The organism is Mycobacterium shunyiense, from assembly GCF_058270035.1.
On sequence record NZ_JBZDPT010000015.1, the window covers coordinates 1 to 13163 of the forward strand.

The following is a 13163-nucleotide window of genomic DNA, read 5'->3' on the forward strand; positions in this document are numbered from 1 at the left end:
CACCACACCACCTATGACGAACACAAAGCCTGGGCACACCGTCACACCACCCGGGACACCGAGGCCGCTTGACAACTTGCGGTCCTGGGATGTCTAGCGGTCCCGTCCGACGCGCCCCGTCGCCCCTCCCGCCCCGTCGCCCCGTTGCCCCGTTGCCCCGTTGTCACGCTGGAGTGGCTGTCGACGTCGACAGCCACTCTGGCGTGACAGGGCGGGGTCGGGCCAGCGCGGTTAGTCACCCCAGCGTGACGCTCGGGCTCGAGAGCCACTCCAGCGTGACAATGGCGGGGACGACGGACCAACGGAGAACTACAGCGTGACCACTTCATAGGCACCGTCCGCGTGACGGGCCCGGATGGTCTTCTTGTCGTACTTGCCGACGCTGGTGCGCGGCACCTGCTCGATGAATGTCCACCGCTCGGGCAGCCACCAGCGAACCACCTTGTCTGCCAGGAACTCCCTCAGTTCAGCCGCTTCCGCCGAAGCGCCCTCGTTCAACACCACGACGGCCAGCGGGCGTTCCTGCCAGCGCTCGTCGGGCACCCCGACCACGGCCGCCTCCAGCACCGCGGGGTGGGCGATGAGATGGTTCTCCAACTCCACCGAGGAGATCCACTCGCCGCCGGACTTGATGACGTCCTTGGCGCGGTCGGTCAGCGTCACGTAGCCCTGCGGATCGATGACGCCGACGTCTCCGGTGCGCAACCAGCCGGTGTCGAACTTCTCGGCGTCACGGCCCAGGTAGTAGGCCCCGGTGATCCACGGGCCCCGTACCTCCAGTTCGCCGACCGCGGAACCGTCGCTGGGCAGCGCGGCACCCTCGTCGTCGACGACGCGCACCTCCACGCCGCACATCGGCCTGCCCTGGCTGACCCGCATCTCCCACTGCCGTTCCTCGGACACCCCGGGCAGCGGCTTGGCCACCGTGGCCAGCGGCGAGGTCTCGGTCATCCCCCAGGCCTGCTGGATGTGTACGCCGTAGGTCTCCTGGAAGGTCTTCATCAGGGAGAGCGGCACGGCCGAACCGCCGCAGGCGACCAGTCGCAGCGACGAAATGTCATGTCCGGGATTCTTTTCCAGGCAGTGCATGACGTCGTTCCAGATGGTCGGCACCGCACCGGCCACGGTCGGGCGTTGCGTTTCGATCAGATTGATCAACGAGGCGCCGTCCATGAACCGGTCGGGCATCACCACGTTCGCGCCGGCCATGAGTGCCGCATACGGCAGGCCCCACGCGTTGGCGTGGAACATCGGGACGATCGGCAGCACGGTGTCACCACAGCTGACGTCGAGCGCATTGGCGGTGCAGGTGTTCAGCGCATGCAGGTAGCTCGAACGGTGGCTGTACACCACGCCTTTCGGATTGCCAGTCGTGCCGCTGGTGTAACACATTGCCGCCGCGGAGTTTTCGTCGATCTCCGGCCAGTCGAATTCTTCTGGCTGCCCGGCCAGCAGATCATCCCAGCGCACGACCGTCACACCCTTCAACGCCTCCACGTCGCCCTCGCCCACCATGACCACGGTGTGCACGGTCTCCAGCAGGGGCAGGACCGGGGCGAGCAGCGGCACCACGGAGGCGTCGGCGATGACGACCTGATCGGCCGCCTCGTTGGCGATGTAGGCGATCTGTTCGGCCGACAACCGGATGTTCAGGGTGTGCAGCACGGCGCCCATCGCGGGCACCGCGAGGTAGGCGACGAGGTGCTCGGTGTTGTTCCACATGAACGTGCCGACGCGCTGGTCGCCGTCGACCCCGAGCCCGCGCAGGGCATGGGCCAGCTGCGCCGCCTGCCCGCCCAGCTCCCGATAGTCGATCGTGCGGTAGCGGCCCTCGCCGACCGCGGTGGTCACGGTCCGGTCCCCGTTGACGCCGCAGGCATGTCGCAGGATCGACGTGATCGTCAACGGCCAGTTCTGCATCGTGCTCTTCACGGGCGCGATGGTATGCGCTCGTCGGTCGGCGCCGGCGGGAACGTTTCGAATTTCCCGAACGATGTATGTAGGGGAAGATGGACTGACCACAACGGAAGGACGTGTCCGATGCGCACGAAGTCGCTGCCGGCGGCAGTGGGGCTGGCTGTGTTGGGCGTGGTGGGCGCGTCGTCCGCGGTGGCCTCGGCCGAGGAGACGGCGCAGGACACGATCAACCGGCTGCAGTCCGAGGGCTACACCGTCACCATCGACAAGATCGGGACCGCGCCGCTGGACCAGTGCACGGTCACCAGTGTGCGCAACCCTCAACAGGTCAGCCAGTTGGTGCCTTACGTCGGGCCGGGGCTGGGCGGTGACCGGATCCTGGTGCCGTCGGTCACCAGCCGGACCGTGTCGGTGTCGCTCAACTGCCAGCGCTGACGCTCACCTGGAGCAGTCCAGTGACACCGTGATGGTTCGGCGCACCACCACGGGTACGAGATCGAAATCCTTCGCGCCGTTCTTGCCGAACCGTTCGACCCGAATGAGCCTGGTCTGGGTCTGTGGATTGCGGATGCTTGTGACGGTGCACTGGTCGAGTGGCGCACTGCCCACCCGGTCGATGTTGACGTAGAAGCCCTCGGCTTCCAGCAGACCGATCGTCTCGACCGCGGAATCGGCATGTGCCGGCACTGCCGGCGCCAGAATCGTGCTTACTGCCGCCCCCGACGCGGCGAGCATGATGATTGATGCTCGCATGGTCGTGTCTTCTTTCTTGTCGCATACACCTTTTCGGTGATGTCCTGCCCGTTGTTACGGGCCAGGCTCGGCGCCGGTTCAACGCGAGAGGCCCGGCCGGATGTACCGGCCGGGCCTTTTGCCGTGAGGCTAGACGCGCGCAGGTTCGGCGGCCGCCGCGGAGTGGTCATCGACCATGGTGAGCTCGTCGAACGGGTCGTCCCCACGCAGCACCGCATCGACCTTGGCCTTGTCCACAGTGTGCGTCCACGAGCCGACGAGCAGGGTGGCCACCGCGTTACCGGAGAAGTTGGTCACCGCGCGGGCCTCGGACATGAAGCGGTCGATTCCGACGATCAGTCCGACCCCGTCGAGCAGATCCGGGCGGTGCGCCTGCAGGCCGCCGGCCAGCGTGGCCAGTCCGGCACCCGTCACACCGGCGGCTCCCTTCGACGCAACGATCATGAACACCAGCAGACCGATCTGCTGCCCGACGGACATCGGGGCGCTCAGCGCGTCGGCGATGAACAGCGCAGCCATGGTCAGGTAGATCGCGGTGCCGTCGAGATTGAACGAATACCCGGTCGGCACAACGACACCGACAGTGCTGCGGTCGACGCCCAGGTGCTCCATCTTGGCGATGAGGCGCGGCAGCGCCGACTCCGACGACGATGTCGAGAAGATCAGCAGATACTCGCGGGCCAGGTACCGGACCAGTTTGAAGATGGACACACCAGACACCGCACGCAGCAATACACCGAGCACGCCGAACACGAACAGCACACAGGTCACGTAGAAGCCCAGCATCAGGGTCAGCAGCTGCGTGACGGCTGTCCAGCCGGTCTGTCCGACGACGTTGGCGATCGCGCCGAAGGCACCGATCGGCGCCAGCCACAGGATCATGATCAGCACCTTGAACACGAGCTTCTGCAGGTGCTCGATGCCGCGCAGGATCGGTTCCCCGGCGCTGCCCATGCCCTGCAGCGCGAATCCGACCAGCAGCGCCACGAACAACGCCTGAAGCACGCTTCCGGCAGTCAGCGAGGAGAACAGCGTCTCCGGGATGATGCCCTGGACGAAGTCCATCAGTCCGCCGGACTCGTGAGCTTTCTCCGCGAGTTCGGCGCCCTTTCCTGCCGAACTTTCGGTCAGGTGCATGCCGCTGCCGGGGTGGATCAGGTTGCCGACCACCAGCCCGATGGTCAGCGCGATCGTGGACATCACCAGGAAGTAGCCGAAGGCCAGCCCACCGACCTTCCCGACGGTCGCGGCCTTGCGCACCGAGCCGATGCCCAACACGATCGTGCAGAAGATGATGGGGCCGATCATCATCTTGATCAGGCTGACGAACATGGTGCCGAGTACACCGACGCTCTTACCGACCTCAGGTGCGACGAGACCGACCACGATGCCGACGACGACGGCCGCGATGACCGCAATGTAGAGCCAGTGAGTGCGGTCGCGACGCGGCGGGGACGCCGGCTCTGATTGCGGGTCTACGGACACGGTCATCGGTGCCACCTCCAGTTGACTTCGAATGCGCTGTTACAAGCACCTTCGACCATAGGGTGAGCCAGGTCACGTTTTAGTTCATTACGTTCACGCAGCGGTCCGGTCCCCTACGCGAGCGGCTTCGGGGACCGGACCGTCGATCAATCGCTCAGATGCCCGCGCAGAGCGCGACGAATGGGATCGGTGCGCAGATACCGACCGAGAAGTAGGGCGTGATGTCGCCGTTCCACGCGGGTGGAGGGGGTGGCGGCGGCGGAGGGGGCGGCACCTGCGCCGCCACGCAGGTGTTCGACGGCGGGTCGAAGACGGTGCCCGCCCCGCACTCGGTCGCATTGCCGACCACCGGGGAAATCGCCGTCACCACTGCCAGTGACGCAACCGCGGCCATGATGATGGTTGTCAAGCGATGAATCACGCTCATCGCAGGTCTCCCTTGGATCTACCCTCGACCCCTGCTTATGGTCAGATTCTACGACTCCGCGCCCGCGAACAGCAGCCCTGAATTGACGGCCGCGAAGGTGGCAGAAGTGCCGCCGCGAACTCGCTACCAGCGGATATCCGCGCCACTTTTTGGGAAGATTGTTGCCTTCACAATCGGAGGTGCGGTGACGCGTTGGTGGCGACGACTGTCGGGCCGAATCTGGCCGCGCTCCTTGGCGGGGCAGGCCATCGCCCTGCAGGTCCTGGTGGTCGCAGTGGTGGTGCTGGCCGGCACGGCGCTGGCCCTTATCGATGCCCGTCGTGACGGTGAGGATGCGGCCCGGCAGCAGGTGATCGGCATCGCCACTACCCTGGCGGATTCACCTTCGACTGCGGCGGCCATCGAATCCGGCACTGCGACAGAGGTTTTGCAGCCGGTCACCGAGGCGGTACGCACGGAGACGGGCATCGCGTTCATCACGATCATGGCGCCGGACGGCGTCCGGTTCACCCACACCGATCCCAGCCAGATCGGCGGCCATTACCTGGGCACGGTCGAGCCCGCACTCCGCGGCGACACCTTCAGCGAGGTCTACACCGGGACGCTTGGCCCGTCGGTGCGCGCGATCGCACCGGTGCGTGGTCGCGACGGCAGCATCGTGGGCATGGTGTCGGCCGGGATCACCCAGCAGACCCTGGGCCAGCGCTGGCGTGCGCAGATCCCGGTGATCGTTGCGGTAACCGCTGCCGCACTCGGGATTTCGCTGATCGGGGTGTGGGCCATCCGGCGCAGGCTGCTGCGTCAGACGCGGGGGCTGCGACCCGACGAGTTGCGGGTCATGTACGACCACCACGACGCGATCCTGCATTCAGTGTCCGAGGGACTCATCGTGCTCGATCGTGGCGGTGTGGCGCTGGTGAATGACGAAGCCCGCCGTCTACTGGGGCTCGCGCCGGGGCCGGTGCGGACACAGGACCTGCCGGAGTTTCTGCGCACCACCGCACCTGGAGCGCGCGACGAGTTGCACGTCACCGGGGACCGGGTGCTGGTGGTCAACCGAGCACTGGTCGCCGGTTCAGGATTCGGCGGTCAGGACCGAAGCGACCGGGGGGTCATGTCCGAGGTCGTCACGATCCGTGACCGCACCGAACTACAAGGCGCCCTGGGTGAACTCAGCTCGCTGCAGGTACTGACCGACTCACTGCGGGCACAGGCGCACGAATCGGCGAACAAGCTGCACACCGTGGTCACCATGGTGGAGATGGGCCGACCCGAGGACGCGGTTCGGTTCGCCACCAGCGAGTTGGAGTTGTCCCAACGCCTGGTGGACCGATTGTCGCAGGCCGTGGGCGAACCGGCTCTGGTGGCAGTGCTTCTCGGCAAGACCGCTCAGGCGGACGAACGTGGGATCACGCTGACCGTCACCGAGGACACCCAGTTGTCCGCCGACACCGTGCTCTCCGGACCGGAGATGGTGACGGTGCTGGGTAACCTGATCGACAATGCCATGGATGCGTGTGACCGTGAGGATCCGTGGATCGAGGTCACGGTGAGCCAGGACGATCGCGAGTTGTTGATCCGGGTCGCCGACAGCGGAGACGGGATGGATCCGGACACCTTCGAAAAGGCAATGCAGCGCGGATATTCGACGAAATCGGATACGTCCGGCCACGGGCTGGGCCTGGCTCTGGTGGCGCAGACGGTCAAACGACACGGCGGGACGCTGCGAACCGACGTCACGTACGGCTCCGTGGTCACGGCAACGGTGCCGCGATGATCAATGTGCTCATCGTCGAGGACGATCCGTTGATTGCTGAGGCCCACCAGACTTATCTCGGTCGCCTGGAAGGGTTTTCGGTGACCGCGGTGACACACACCGCCCGCGACGCGATGCGCGCGGCAGCCGGGGCCGCGGCCTCCGAACATCCGGTGGACCTGGTACTGCTGGATCTCGGATTGCCCGACGCAAGCGGAATCTCGCTGGCATCCGGGCTTTCCGGGCTGCGGCCGGCGCCCGATATCATCGCGATCACCTCCGAGCGCGATCTGGAGATGGTGCGCGCCGCGGTCGCCCACGGCGCCCTGGCCTACCTGCTCAAACCGTTCACCTTCGCGGCCTTTCGCGATCGGCTGGAGCGCTATCGCCGTTATCGTTTAGCGCTGCCGTCGGGGACTGATGCCGCCAGCCAGGCCGAGGTTGACCGAGCGTTGGCCGAATTGCGGGTTGCCTCAAGCGAATCTGTCAGATCTTCCGCAAAGGGTGCGGCGCCGCAGACCACAGAAGGTATTGCCGTGGCTGTGCGCGACGAACCCGACGGCCTGACCGCCGACGAGGCGGCCAAGCGGGTCGGAGTGTCACGGGTGACGGCGTGGCGCTACCTCGAGCGTCTGGCCGATGAAGGCACCGTCACCCGCACTACGGATTACGGCAAAGCCGGGCGGCCGCGCACCCGCTACAGGTGGCGTTGAATCAGACCCCGGCCGGCGCCAGCGCGGGCAGGTGGTGCATCTCGACTGCATCCGTCGACGCCAGCTGCGAGTACAGCGATTCGGCGACGTCGAAGACGTTGACCTGGCCCGCGTAGTCGGCGATGTAGAGCCGAGTGCCGTTGTCGCGCAAGGCGACCGCCGCAGGCTGGGCGTGCACGTCGATGCTGCCCTGCACCTCGCTGGTCAGCGTGCACCAGACGATCACACGGTCATAGTCGACCACGTACGCGCGGGTGGTGTCAGGGCTCAGCACCAACTGGGTCGGCGCCCCGCCGATCTCGACGGCGTCCACCACGGTCCCGGCGGACAGGTCAACGGTGTGCACCACACCGCGATGCGCCAGGTCAGAGGTCAGCACGTAGGCAACGCCGTCGCCGATCGCGATGTCACGGATCGGTGCGCCGATCCAGACCGTTGCCTGCGCCTGAGCGGTCTCGGTGTTGACGACGACCAACCGGCTGCCACGGAAGTCCGAGGTGGCCACGTACAGGCGCTTGCCGGTCGAGTCGATCTGTAGGGCGTCGAGGTTGACACCCGCGCCGGTGGCGATGTCGATGGTGCCGACGCGCTCGGCGGTGGTGTCGATGACCGCGATGTCGATGCGCTCGTGGCCCGCGCGGCCGGCGAACACCCGCTTGCCGTCCGGGCTGATGGACAGGGCGGTGACGCTGAAGGCCAGCGGGTACTCGTTGAGCACGGCACCGGTGATGGTGTCGACCGCCGCGATCGCGTCGTGCCCGGGAGTGGCGACGCTGACGTAGGCACGGTCATCCGCGACGACGACGGCAAAAGGGTCTCCGGCGAGACGGACCGAGCCCACGACACCCATGGTGTGAGGGTTGATCACGGTCAGGCTCTGCGCGCCGGTGTTGGTGACCACCACGGTGTCACGCTCGGGATCGACTGCGATGTCGCCGATCGGCCCGCGTCCGACTGCGGCCAGTCCGGCCACATCGATGTCGTCCAGCGCACCGTCGAATGCGACGCTGCGAGCAGTCGAATCGTCGATGGCGCGATCATCGTGGCCAGCGCGCAGCGCCGTGACCAGCGCGCGCAGGAAGTTGTTTGCCATCGTTATCGGCACCTCCGCCGGCAAGGCTGTCACCGGCTCTAGATTTCAGGTCGATCTGCGCCGGGAGTGGCGCGGTTGCATTGAGTCTAGCGACGAAACCGACAGGTCCCGGACGACTTCACAGCGAATAAGTCGCACAGGCCAATTCTCTCTCAGAATGCGCTTAGGAAATTCTTCGTTATCGACTCGTTACCTTTTGGACGCATTTGATTAAAACCCTGTTACCAGCGACTTCGCAGGCTCGGTTAGACGTGGCACATTTCACGAGCAGCGGGACCGTCAATAGCAATTCTTACCATCGCCGGCAAAAGTGAGCGGTAGATCACACTGCGACACGCCAGCAAACTTTCCAGAGCGTCAACACCGGGCAGGCTGCGGTGACGGCCGATATGTGTTACTGCTGTGAAAGATGAGTCATGCCGCATGGGCAGTTCGCTGTCGGCAGCAACTACCCCGCCACCGGCCGAACGACGAGACTCACTTCGCACGATCCGTGCCGGGCGTCGGGCCGCACCGAAGCCGCGTATCGACCGCCGATGACCTCGGCGTTCAAGTCGATCACTTCCTGGATCAGGCCCTGCTGGATGCCGCGCACGACCTCGGGCGAATCCACCGCGACCTCGGCCAGCGGGCAGGTGCAGATCTCCACGGACACCTCACCGAACGAGGTGAGCACTGAGCGGACCTGAAATCCCAGCTCACTCAGGGTGGCCACCACCAGGTCGGCGATCGACGTCTCACTGCGCCGGCGCGCTACGCGCACTCGCCGGGCCAGATCGGCACCGATTCGCAGTGCCCGCACTTCCCGTTCGGCGGGAGTGCCGCCGAGGTGCGCCGCGAACAGCGCGACGATGTCGGCGTAGTCGAGTCGTGGGGCGATCTCGTAGGTCAGCCGCGGTCGTCCGACCCGCCCGCCGCCGGATGCCGCCCCGCCACGGCGGATGATGCCCTGGTCTTCGAGGGTGCTGAGGTGAAACCGAGCGGTGGTGACGTGGATCCGCAGTGTCTCGGAGATCTGTCGGGCGTCCACCGGGCTGTCTGCGGCACGCAGCAGGTCGAGAACCCGCTGCCGCTGCTGGCCGACTGCCCGATCCGATTCGATGCGTTGACCGTGCCGGGGCATGCCCACATCATGCACGGCGGCGGGCCGCCCGTCCGGCACGGCGGCGGGCCGCCCATCCGGCACCGCGGCAGGAGTCATTTCGATTCTGCGGCAGGCACCGTGGCGACGATCGCCACCGCGGTCAGATGATCGCGGTAGCGGGCGAAGGTCTTGCGCATGTGGAGAACCCGCTTGCGGGCAGCCGGATGCGTCAGCACGTTGCCGACGATGCGCAGCGCTCCGAGCAGGCCTTCGTCGGCGATCACCCGGCGCGGTTCCAGCAGCGCCATCGGGGCACGCTCAACAGTGACCACCTCGAATCCCGCGCCGGTCAGCAGCTCGGTCCATTCGGCCACGGTCAGCGGCCGGGCGTTGACCTTGATGGCGCGGGCCATCTGGCGGCGGATGTCGTCCTTGATGTCGTCGGCGAGTTGGTCGGGCATCAGGCCCAGTTCGTGGATGGCGTAGCGCCCACCGGGGCGCAGGACCCGGAAGGCCTCGTCGACGATGGCCTGTTTGGCCTTGTCGCCCTGCATGGTCAGCATGGCCTCGCCGACGACCACATCGGCCGAACCGGCGTCCAGTCCGGTGCTGGCGGCGTCGGCGTCCACCAACCGCCCGCCGGTGTCGGCCACCACTTTCTGCAGCGGGGCCGAGGTGGTCGAGCTGTCGTCGACGCCGACGTACGAGCGGGGCCCGCATGCGGCGATGTCGGTGGCGGTCCGGCCAAGCCCTGGCCCGAGTTCAACGACGTCGGCGCCGCTGATTCGGGCCGCGGCGAGCAGTCGGGTGGTCAGCTCCAGCCCTCCGGGCCGGAGCACCCTCTTGCCGAGCCGGGCCAGCAGCCAGTGCCCGGGCACATCGGCATCGGACCGTTGCGCCAGCGGCAGATCGTTCTTGCCGGTCATCTCGTGATTCCTCCTCTGCGGGCCATGCACCACGTACTGCACAGCGGGACAACGGAAAACAGGGCGCACGTGTACGCCAGGGCCAGGTCGGGTCCCCATGGCGGGTTCAGGACGATGTCCTGCCCGGTGGCGAAGACCCCGTTGAGAAACGGCATGAACCGTTGCAGCGAATAGCCGCCGGGCAGGTAGCCGACGGCAGTTTCGATGACGTACACCCACAACAGGATCACTCCGACGGCTGCGGCCGGTGTTCTGATCACCGCACCCACTCCGAGCCCGAGACCCGCCGCGAAGAACGCGTAGACGGGCACGGTCCACAGCAGACGCACGCCATGCGGATCGGTCAGCGAGACCTGTCCGTAGACCGAAGTCGACACCCAGGGCAGGGTGACCAGCACCAGCACCACCATGGCTGCCGCCACCACGGCCCCGAGTAGTCCGTAGTACAACCACTTACCGGCAAGGGCCGCCGATGCACGTGGCAGTGCGAATCGCACGTATTGTTGTGCTCCATAGCGGAATTCGTGGGCCTGGCCGTGGGCTGCCGCCAACGCGGCCAACACGACGGTCACGGTGATCACCCAGTACGCGGCGTTCGTGGTCGACACCTGCTGGACATAGCTCTGGCCCGGGATGCGAGCGAATTGTTCTGCGACATAGGCGATCAGGTATGTGATCACGGCGGGAAGGATCGCCGCCGCCGGCACCAGGACGCTCCACAGCGGCCCGCGGCCGCCGGTGCGGATCATCTCGGCGCGCATGCTGCGCAGCACCGTCCCGCTCATGCCGCGGCCATCCGCAGGAGCAGGGCCTCAAGGTGCTGACGCGGATCTGCACCGGCGGGCAGGATCTCGTCAAGGCTGCCCGCTGCGGCCACCCGCCCCCGTTCCATCACGAGCAGCCGGTCCGCGGTCAACGCCACCTCACCGAGCAGATGGCTGGCCACCACCACGGTCCGGCCTTCGGCAGCCAACTGCCGCAACAACTCCCGCAGCCAGACGATGCCGGGGACGTCCAGGCCATTGACGGGTTCGTCGAAGATCAGCGCCCGCGGTTCGGCCAACAGAGCGCTGGCGATGGCCAGCCGCTGCCGCGCGCCCATCGACAGCTGCGCGATGCGTCGGTGCCGGAGTTCGGTCAGCCCTACCAGCGCCAGCACGTCGTCGATGCGCCCGCGGGCGATGTCGCCCAGCGCCGCCAGCCACGACAGGTGGCGCTGGGCACTGTGTCGCGGGTCCATCGCCATCGGGTCGAAGTGCACACCGAGCATCCGCATCGGTTCCGCGCAGTGATCAATTGGATTCCCGCACAACGTCACTGTGCCGCTGTCGGCACGCTCCATGCCCGCGATCACACGGAGCAGCGTGGTTTTTCCGGCACCGTTGAGGCCGAGCAGCCCGGTGACCGTACCGGCCGGGAAGGAAGCGCTGACATCGGTCAGCGCCGGCGTGTTCCCGAACGCCTTGGTCAACCCGCGGACCTCGATCATCTCCGGATCACTGGAAATTGCACGGAATGGGCAGGCCCAGGGTCGAGATGCCGTTGCACATCGACTTGCTCGCCAGCTTCCACTGCCCGTCGATATAGCGCCATTCGCCGGGTATCTGCAGGGTGGGCTGGCCGACGCGACTGCCGTTGATCACCGCGGTGTGACTGTTGCCGTCGTGGGTCTCGGGCCCGGTCACCACCGCCGAGCCTTTCGGGGCGCGAAAAATCCCGATCCGGTAGACCATCTTCGGCACGATCACCGCCCGTGATCCGCCCTCCAGCTGTGCGGCCTTGACGTGATCCGGCGCCTGACTCGCCACGAGTAGCTGGATCTGGGCATTGAGTTCCTCCAGCGCGGGCACCGGCGCCGTGATGGCGAAGTCCTCGGCGCTGGCGAGGGGCGCTGTCACCACTGAGAAGGGCACAACAACAGCACTGGCAAGCAGGCAGATCAGGCGCTTCATCAGCGGTTCCTTAATTTGAAGGAGAAGTATCCGGTTAACCATAGAAGTTTGGTTAGCCTAAGACAACACCTTCGTCAGGAACGCGGGTGAGTAAGTTTGCGCGCAGGGGTCAGAGCCGTAACGCAGCTGCGGTGGCGGGGCCGACGATGCCGTCGACCTTCAGCCCGCGGGTACGCCGTTGGAACTCCTTGACCGCGGCCTCGGTCTGCGGGCCGAAGACTCCGTCGACCTCGAGATCCCCCGCATATGCCGCGTAGGCGGACCTGAGCCTGCGCTGCAATGCGGCAACCTCGGGCCCCTCCATGGGCCGATACAGCAGCACATCGGTGTACTGCCCCACGGGCACAGGCGGTCGAGGCGTCGGTGCCGGCTTCCCGACATCGCCGATCTGCGCCTGGATGTCGGCGCGCAGGATGTCCATGTCGATGGCGCCCGGATCCCACTTGCCTTGCGCGCGGCCGGCGTATTCCTTGTGCCCTATGGTGCGTTCAGAGCTCTGCGCCAACCGGCGGTTGATCGCGGCGCAGCACCGCACCAGAGCGAAATACTGTGCATCAGGCCAATTTTTGCGATGCGGTGCCGTCGGACTGGTACCGCTGTTGGCGCACTCGATACCGATCATGTGCCAATTGCCCATGTTCGTCGGCAACCACGGATACATGCCGACACCGGCATGCCAGGCCACCCCGAGCGCCACGACCGTCACCGTTCCGTCGCGCGCGATGTGCAACTGCGACAACGGTCCGGGAAGGTCCGGACGCCCATTGGCGATGGATGCAGCGGTGGCGGTGTCCGACCCGGTGTGATGCACCATCACCCCGCGGATGTCTTTGAAATCGCCGTGCCCCCGGGTGCGCCAACCGGGGTACTCGACAAGGTCGATACCTTCGGCTCGGAGCACGTCGGCCAGCCAGACCGGATCCCCGGTCCATCGTCCTGTCTGTGGCACTGAGATTCCTTTTCCTTCCATAGCAAACGATCGGTGACCCCAAGCCTACGCGCGCGGACCGACAGTTCCTCACCCTCACCGAAGCGGTCAGACAGGTTATGTGTCAAT

14 protein-coding genes are annotated in these 13163 nt (G+C 66.3%); 3 read left to right on the forward strand and 11 right to left on the reverse strand.

Going from position 1 to position 13163, the window contains the following annotated elements; translation table 11 throughout:
* Window positions 1-309 precede the first annotated feature (309 nt).
* The gene (locus AC4ELS_RS10485) at window positions 310-1932 is read right to left on the reverse strand and encodes a fatty acid--CoA ligase (RefSeq protein ID WP_499047238.1); all 1623 of its coding nucleotides are present in this window, start codon (window positions 1930-1932) and stop codon (window positions 310-312) included.
* Between the two features lie 108 nt (window positions 1933-2040).
* On the opposite strand from AC4ELS_RS10485, the gene AC4ELS_RS10490 reads away from it, so the two are divergent.
* A complete protein-coding gene (locus tag AC4ELS_RS10490) occupies window positions 2041-2352 on the forward strand; it encodes a hypothetical protein (RefSeq protein ID WP_064887532.1) in 312 nt (103 codons plus the stop codon).
* Window positions 2353-2355: 3 nt separating this feature from the next.
* Here AC4ELS_RS10490 and AC4ELS_RS10495 read toward each other — a convergent pair whose 3' ends face one another.
* From AC4ELS_RS10495 to AC4ELS_RS10505, 3 genes are all read right to left on the reverse strand, one after another.
* A complete protein-coding gene (locus AC4ELS_RS10495; protein WP_499047240.1) occupies window positions 2356-2670 on the reverse strand; it encodes a hypothetical protein in 315 nt (104 codons plus the stop codon).
* 129 nt (window positions 2671-2799) lie between these two features.
* Window positions 2800-4161 carry a cation:dicarboxylate symporter family transporter gene (locus AC4ELS_RS10500; RefSeq protein ID WP_064957237.1) on the reverse strand — a complete coding sequence of 454 codons (1362 nt, stop codon included), beginning with the start codon at window positions 4159-4161 and terminating at the stop codon, window positions 2800-2802.
* Window positions 4162-4309: 148 nt separating this feature from the next.
* Entirely contained in the window at window positions 4310-4582 is a 273-nt protein-coding gene (locus AC4ELS_RS10505; protein ID WP_448442209.1) for a hypothetical protein, read from the reverse strand.
* 184 nt (window positions 4583-4766) lie between these two features.
* Here AC4ELS_RS10505 and AC4ELS_RS10510 point away from each other — a divergent pair, with 184 nt between their 5' ends.
* Window positions 4767-6359 (forward strand): sensor histidine kinase, encoded by a 1593-nt coding sequence (locus tag AC4ELS_RS10510; protein ID WP_499047243.1) that lies wholly within the window; start codon window positions 4767-4769, stop codon window positions 6357-6359.
* Window positions 6356-7051 (forward strand): response regulator, encoded by a 696-nt coding sequence (locus AC4ELS_RS10515; RefSeq protein ID WP_448442205.1) that lies wholly within the window; start codon window positions 6356-6358, stop codon window positions 7049-7051. The genes AC4ELS_RS10510 and AC4ELS_RS10515 overlap by 4 nt, the downstream gene beginning before the upstream one ends.
* Before the next feature lies 1 nt (window position 7052).
* On the opposite strand, the gene AC4ELS_RS10520 is transcribed toward AC4ELS_RS10515, so the two are convergent.
* The 7 genes from AC4ELS_RS10520 to AC4ELS_RS10550 form a co-directional block, all read right to left on the reverse strand.
* Window positions 7053-8144, reverse strand: a complete 1092-nt coding sequence (locus AC4ELS_RS10520) for an MmpL3/TtfA transport complex stabilizer (RefSeq protein ID WP_064887892.1) — start codon at window positions 8142-8144, stop codon at window positions 7053-7055.
* Window positions 8145-8592: 448 nt separating this feature from the next.
* On the reverse strand, window positions 8593-9267 hold the full coding sequence (locus AC4ELS_RS10525) for an ArsR family transcriptional regulator (RefSeq protein ID WP_448442401.1): 675 nt from the start codon (window positions 9265-9267) through the stop codon (window positions 8593-8595).
* A 74-nt stretch (window positions 9268-9341) separates the two neighbouring features.
* Window positions 9342-10154, reverse strand: a complete 813-nt coding sequence (locus AC4ELS_RS10530) for a methyltransferase domain-containing protein (RefSeq protein ID WP_448442201.1) — start codon at window positions 10152-10154, stop codon at window positions 9342-9344.
* Entirely contained in the window at window positions 10151-10939 is a 789-nt protein-coding gene (locus AC4ELS_RS10535; RefSeq protein ID WP_499047246.1) for an ABC transporter permease, read from the reverse strand. Before AC4ELS_RS10535 ends, AC4ELS_RS10530 begins: the two co-directional genes overlap by 4 nt.
* The gene (locus AC4ELS_RS10540) at window positions 10936-11643 is read right to left on the reverse strand and encodes an ABC transporter ATP-binding protein (protein WP_448442197.1); all 708 of its coding nucleotides are present in this window, start codon (window positions 11641-11643) and stop codon (window positions 10936-10938) included. Before AC4ELS_RS10540 ends, AC4ELS_RS10535 begins: the two co-directional genes overlap by 4 nt.
* Window positions 11644-11650: 7 nt before the next feature.
* On the reverse strand, window positions 11651-12106 hold the full coding sequence (locus AC4ELS_RS10545) for an MTB12 C-terminal domain-containing protein (protein ID WP_448442195.1): 456 nt from the start codon (window positions 12104-12106) through the stop codon (window positions 11651-11653).
* Between the two features lie 109 nt (window positions 12107-12215).
* A complete protein-coding gene (locus AC4ELS_RS10550; RefSeq protein ID WP_448442193.1) occupies window positions 12216-13055 on the reverse strand; it encodes a peptidoglycan recognition protein family protein in 840 nt (279 codons plus the stop codon).
* Between the last annotated feature and the right edge of the window lie 108 nt (window positions 13056-13163).

Excerpts from the sequence above, each read along its gene's own strand:
- AC4ELS_RS10490 (WP_064887532.1), top strand. The coding sequence starts at position 2,041 with ATGCGCACGAAGTCGCTGCCGGCGGCAGTGGGGCTGGCTGTGTTGGGC.
- AC4ELS_RS10495 (WP_499047240.1), bottom strand. The coding sequence starts at position 2,670 with ATGCGAGCATCAATCATCATGCTCGCCGCGTCGGGGGCGGCAGTAAGC.
- AC4ELS_RS10500 (WP_064957237.1), bottom strand. The coding sequence starts at position 4,161 with ATGACCGTGTCCGTAGACCCGCAATCAGAGCCGGCGTCCCCGCCGCGT.
- AC4ELS_RS10505 (WP_448442209.1), bottom strand. The coding sequence starts at position 4,582 with ATGAGCGTGATTCATCGCTTGACAACCATCATCATGGCCGCGGTTGCG.
- AC4ELS_RS10515 (WP_448442205.1), top strand. The coding sequence starts at position 6,356 with ATGATCAATGTGCTCATCGTCGAGGACGATCCGTTGATTGCTGAGGCC.
- AC4ELS_RS10520 (WP_064887892.1), bottom strand. The coding sequence starts at position 8,144 with ATGGCAAACAACTTCCTGCGCGCGCTGGTCACGGCGCTGCGCGCTGGC.
- AC4ELS_RS10525 (WP_448442401.1), bottom strand. The coding sequence starts at position 9,267 with ATGCCCCGGCACGGTCAACGCATCGAATCGGATCGGGCAGTCGGCCAG.
- AC4ELS_RS10530 (WP_448442201.1), bottom strand. The coding sequence starts at position 10,154 with ATGACCGGCAAGAACGATCTGCCGCTGGCGCAACGGTCCGATGCCGAT.
- AC4ELS_RS10535 (WP_499047246.1), bottom strand. The coding sequence starts at position 10,939 with ATGAGCGGGACGGTGCTGCGCAGCATGCGCGCCGAGATGATCCGCACC.
- AC4ELS_RS10540 (WP_448442197.1), bottom strand. The coding sequence starts at position 11,643 with ATGATCGAGGTCCGCGGGTTGACCAAGGCGTTCGGGAACACGCCGGCG.
- AC4ELS_RS10545 (WP_448442195.1), bottom strand. The coding sequence starts at position 12,106 with ATGAAGCGCCTGATCTGCCTGCTTGCCAGTGCTGTTGTTGTGCCCTTC.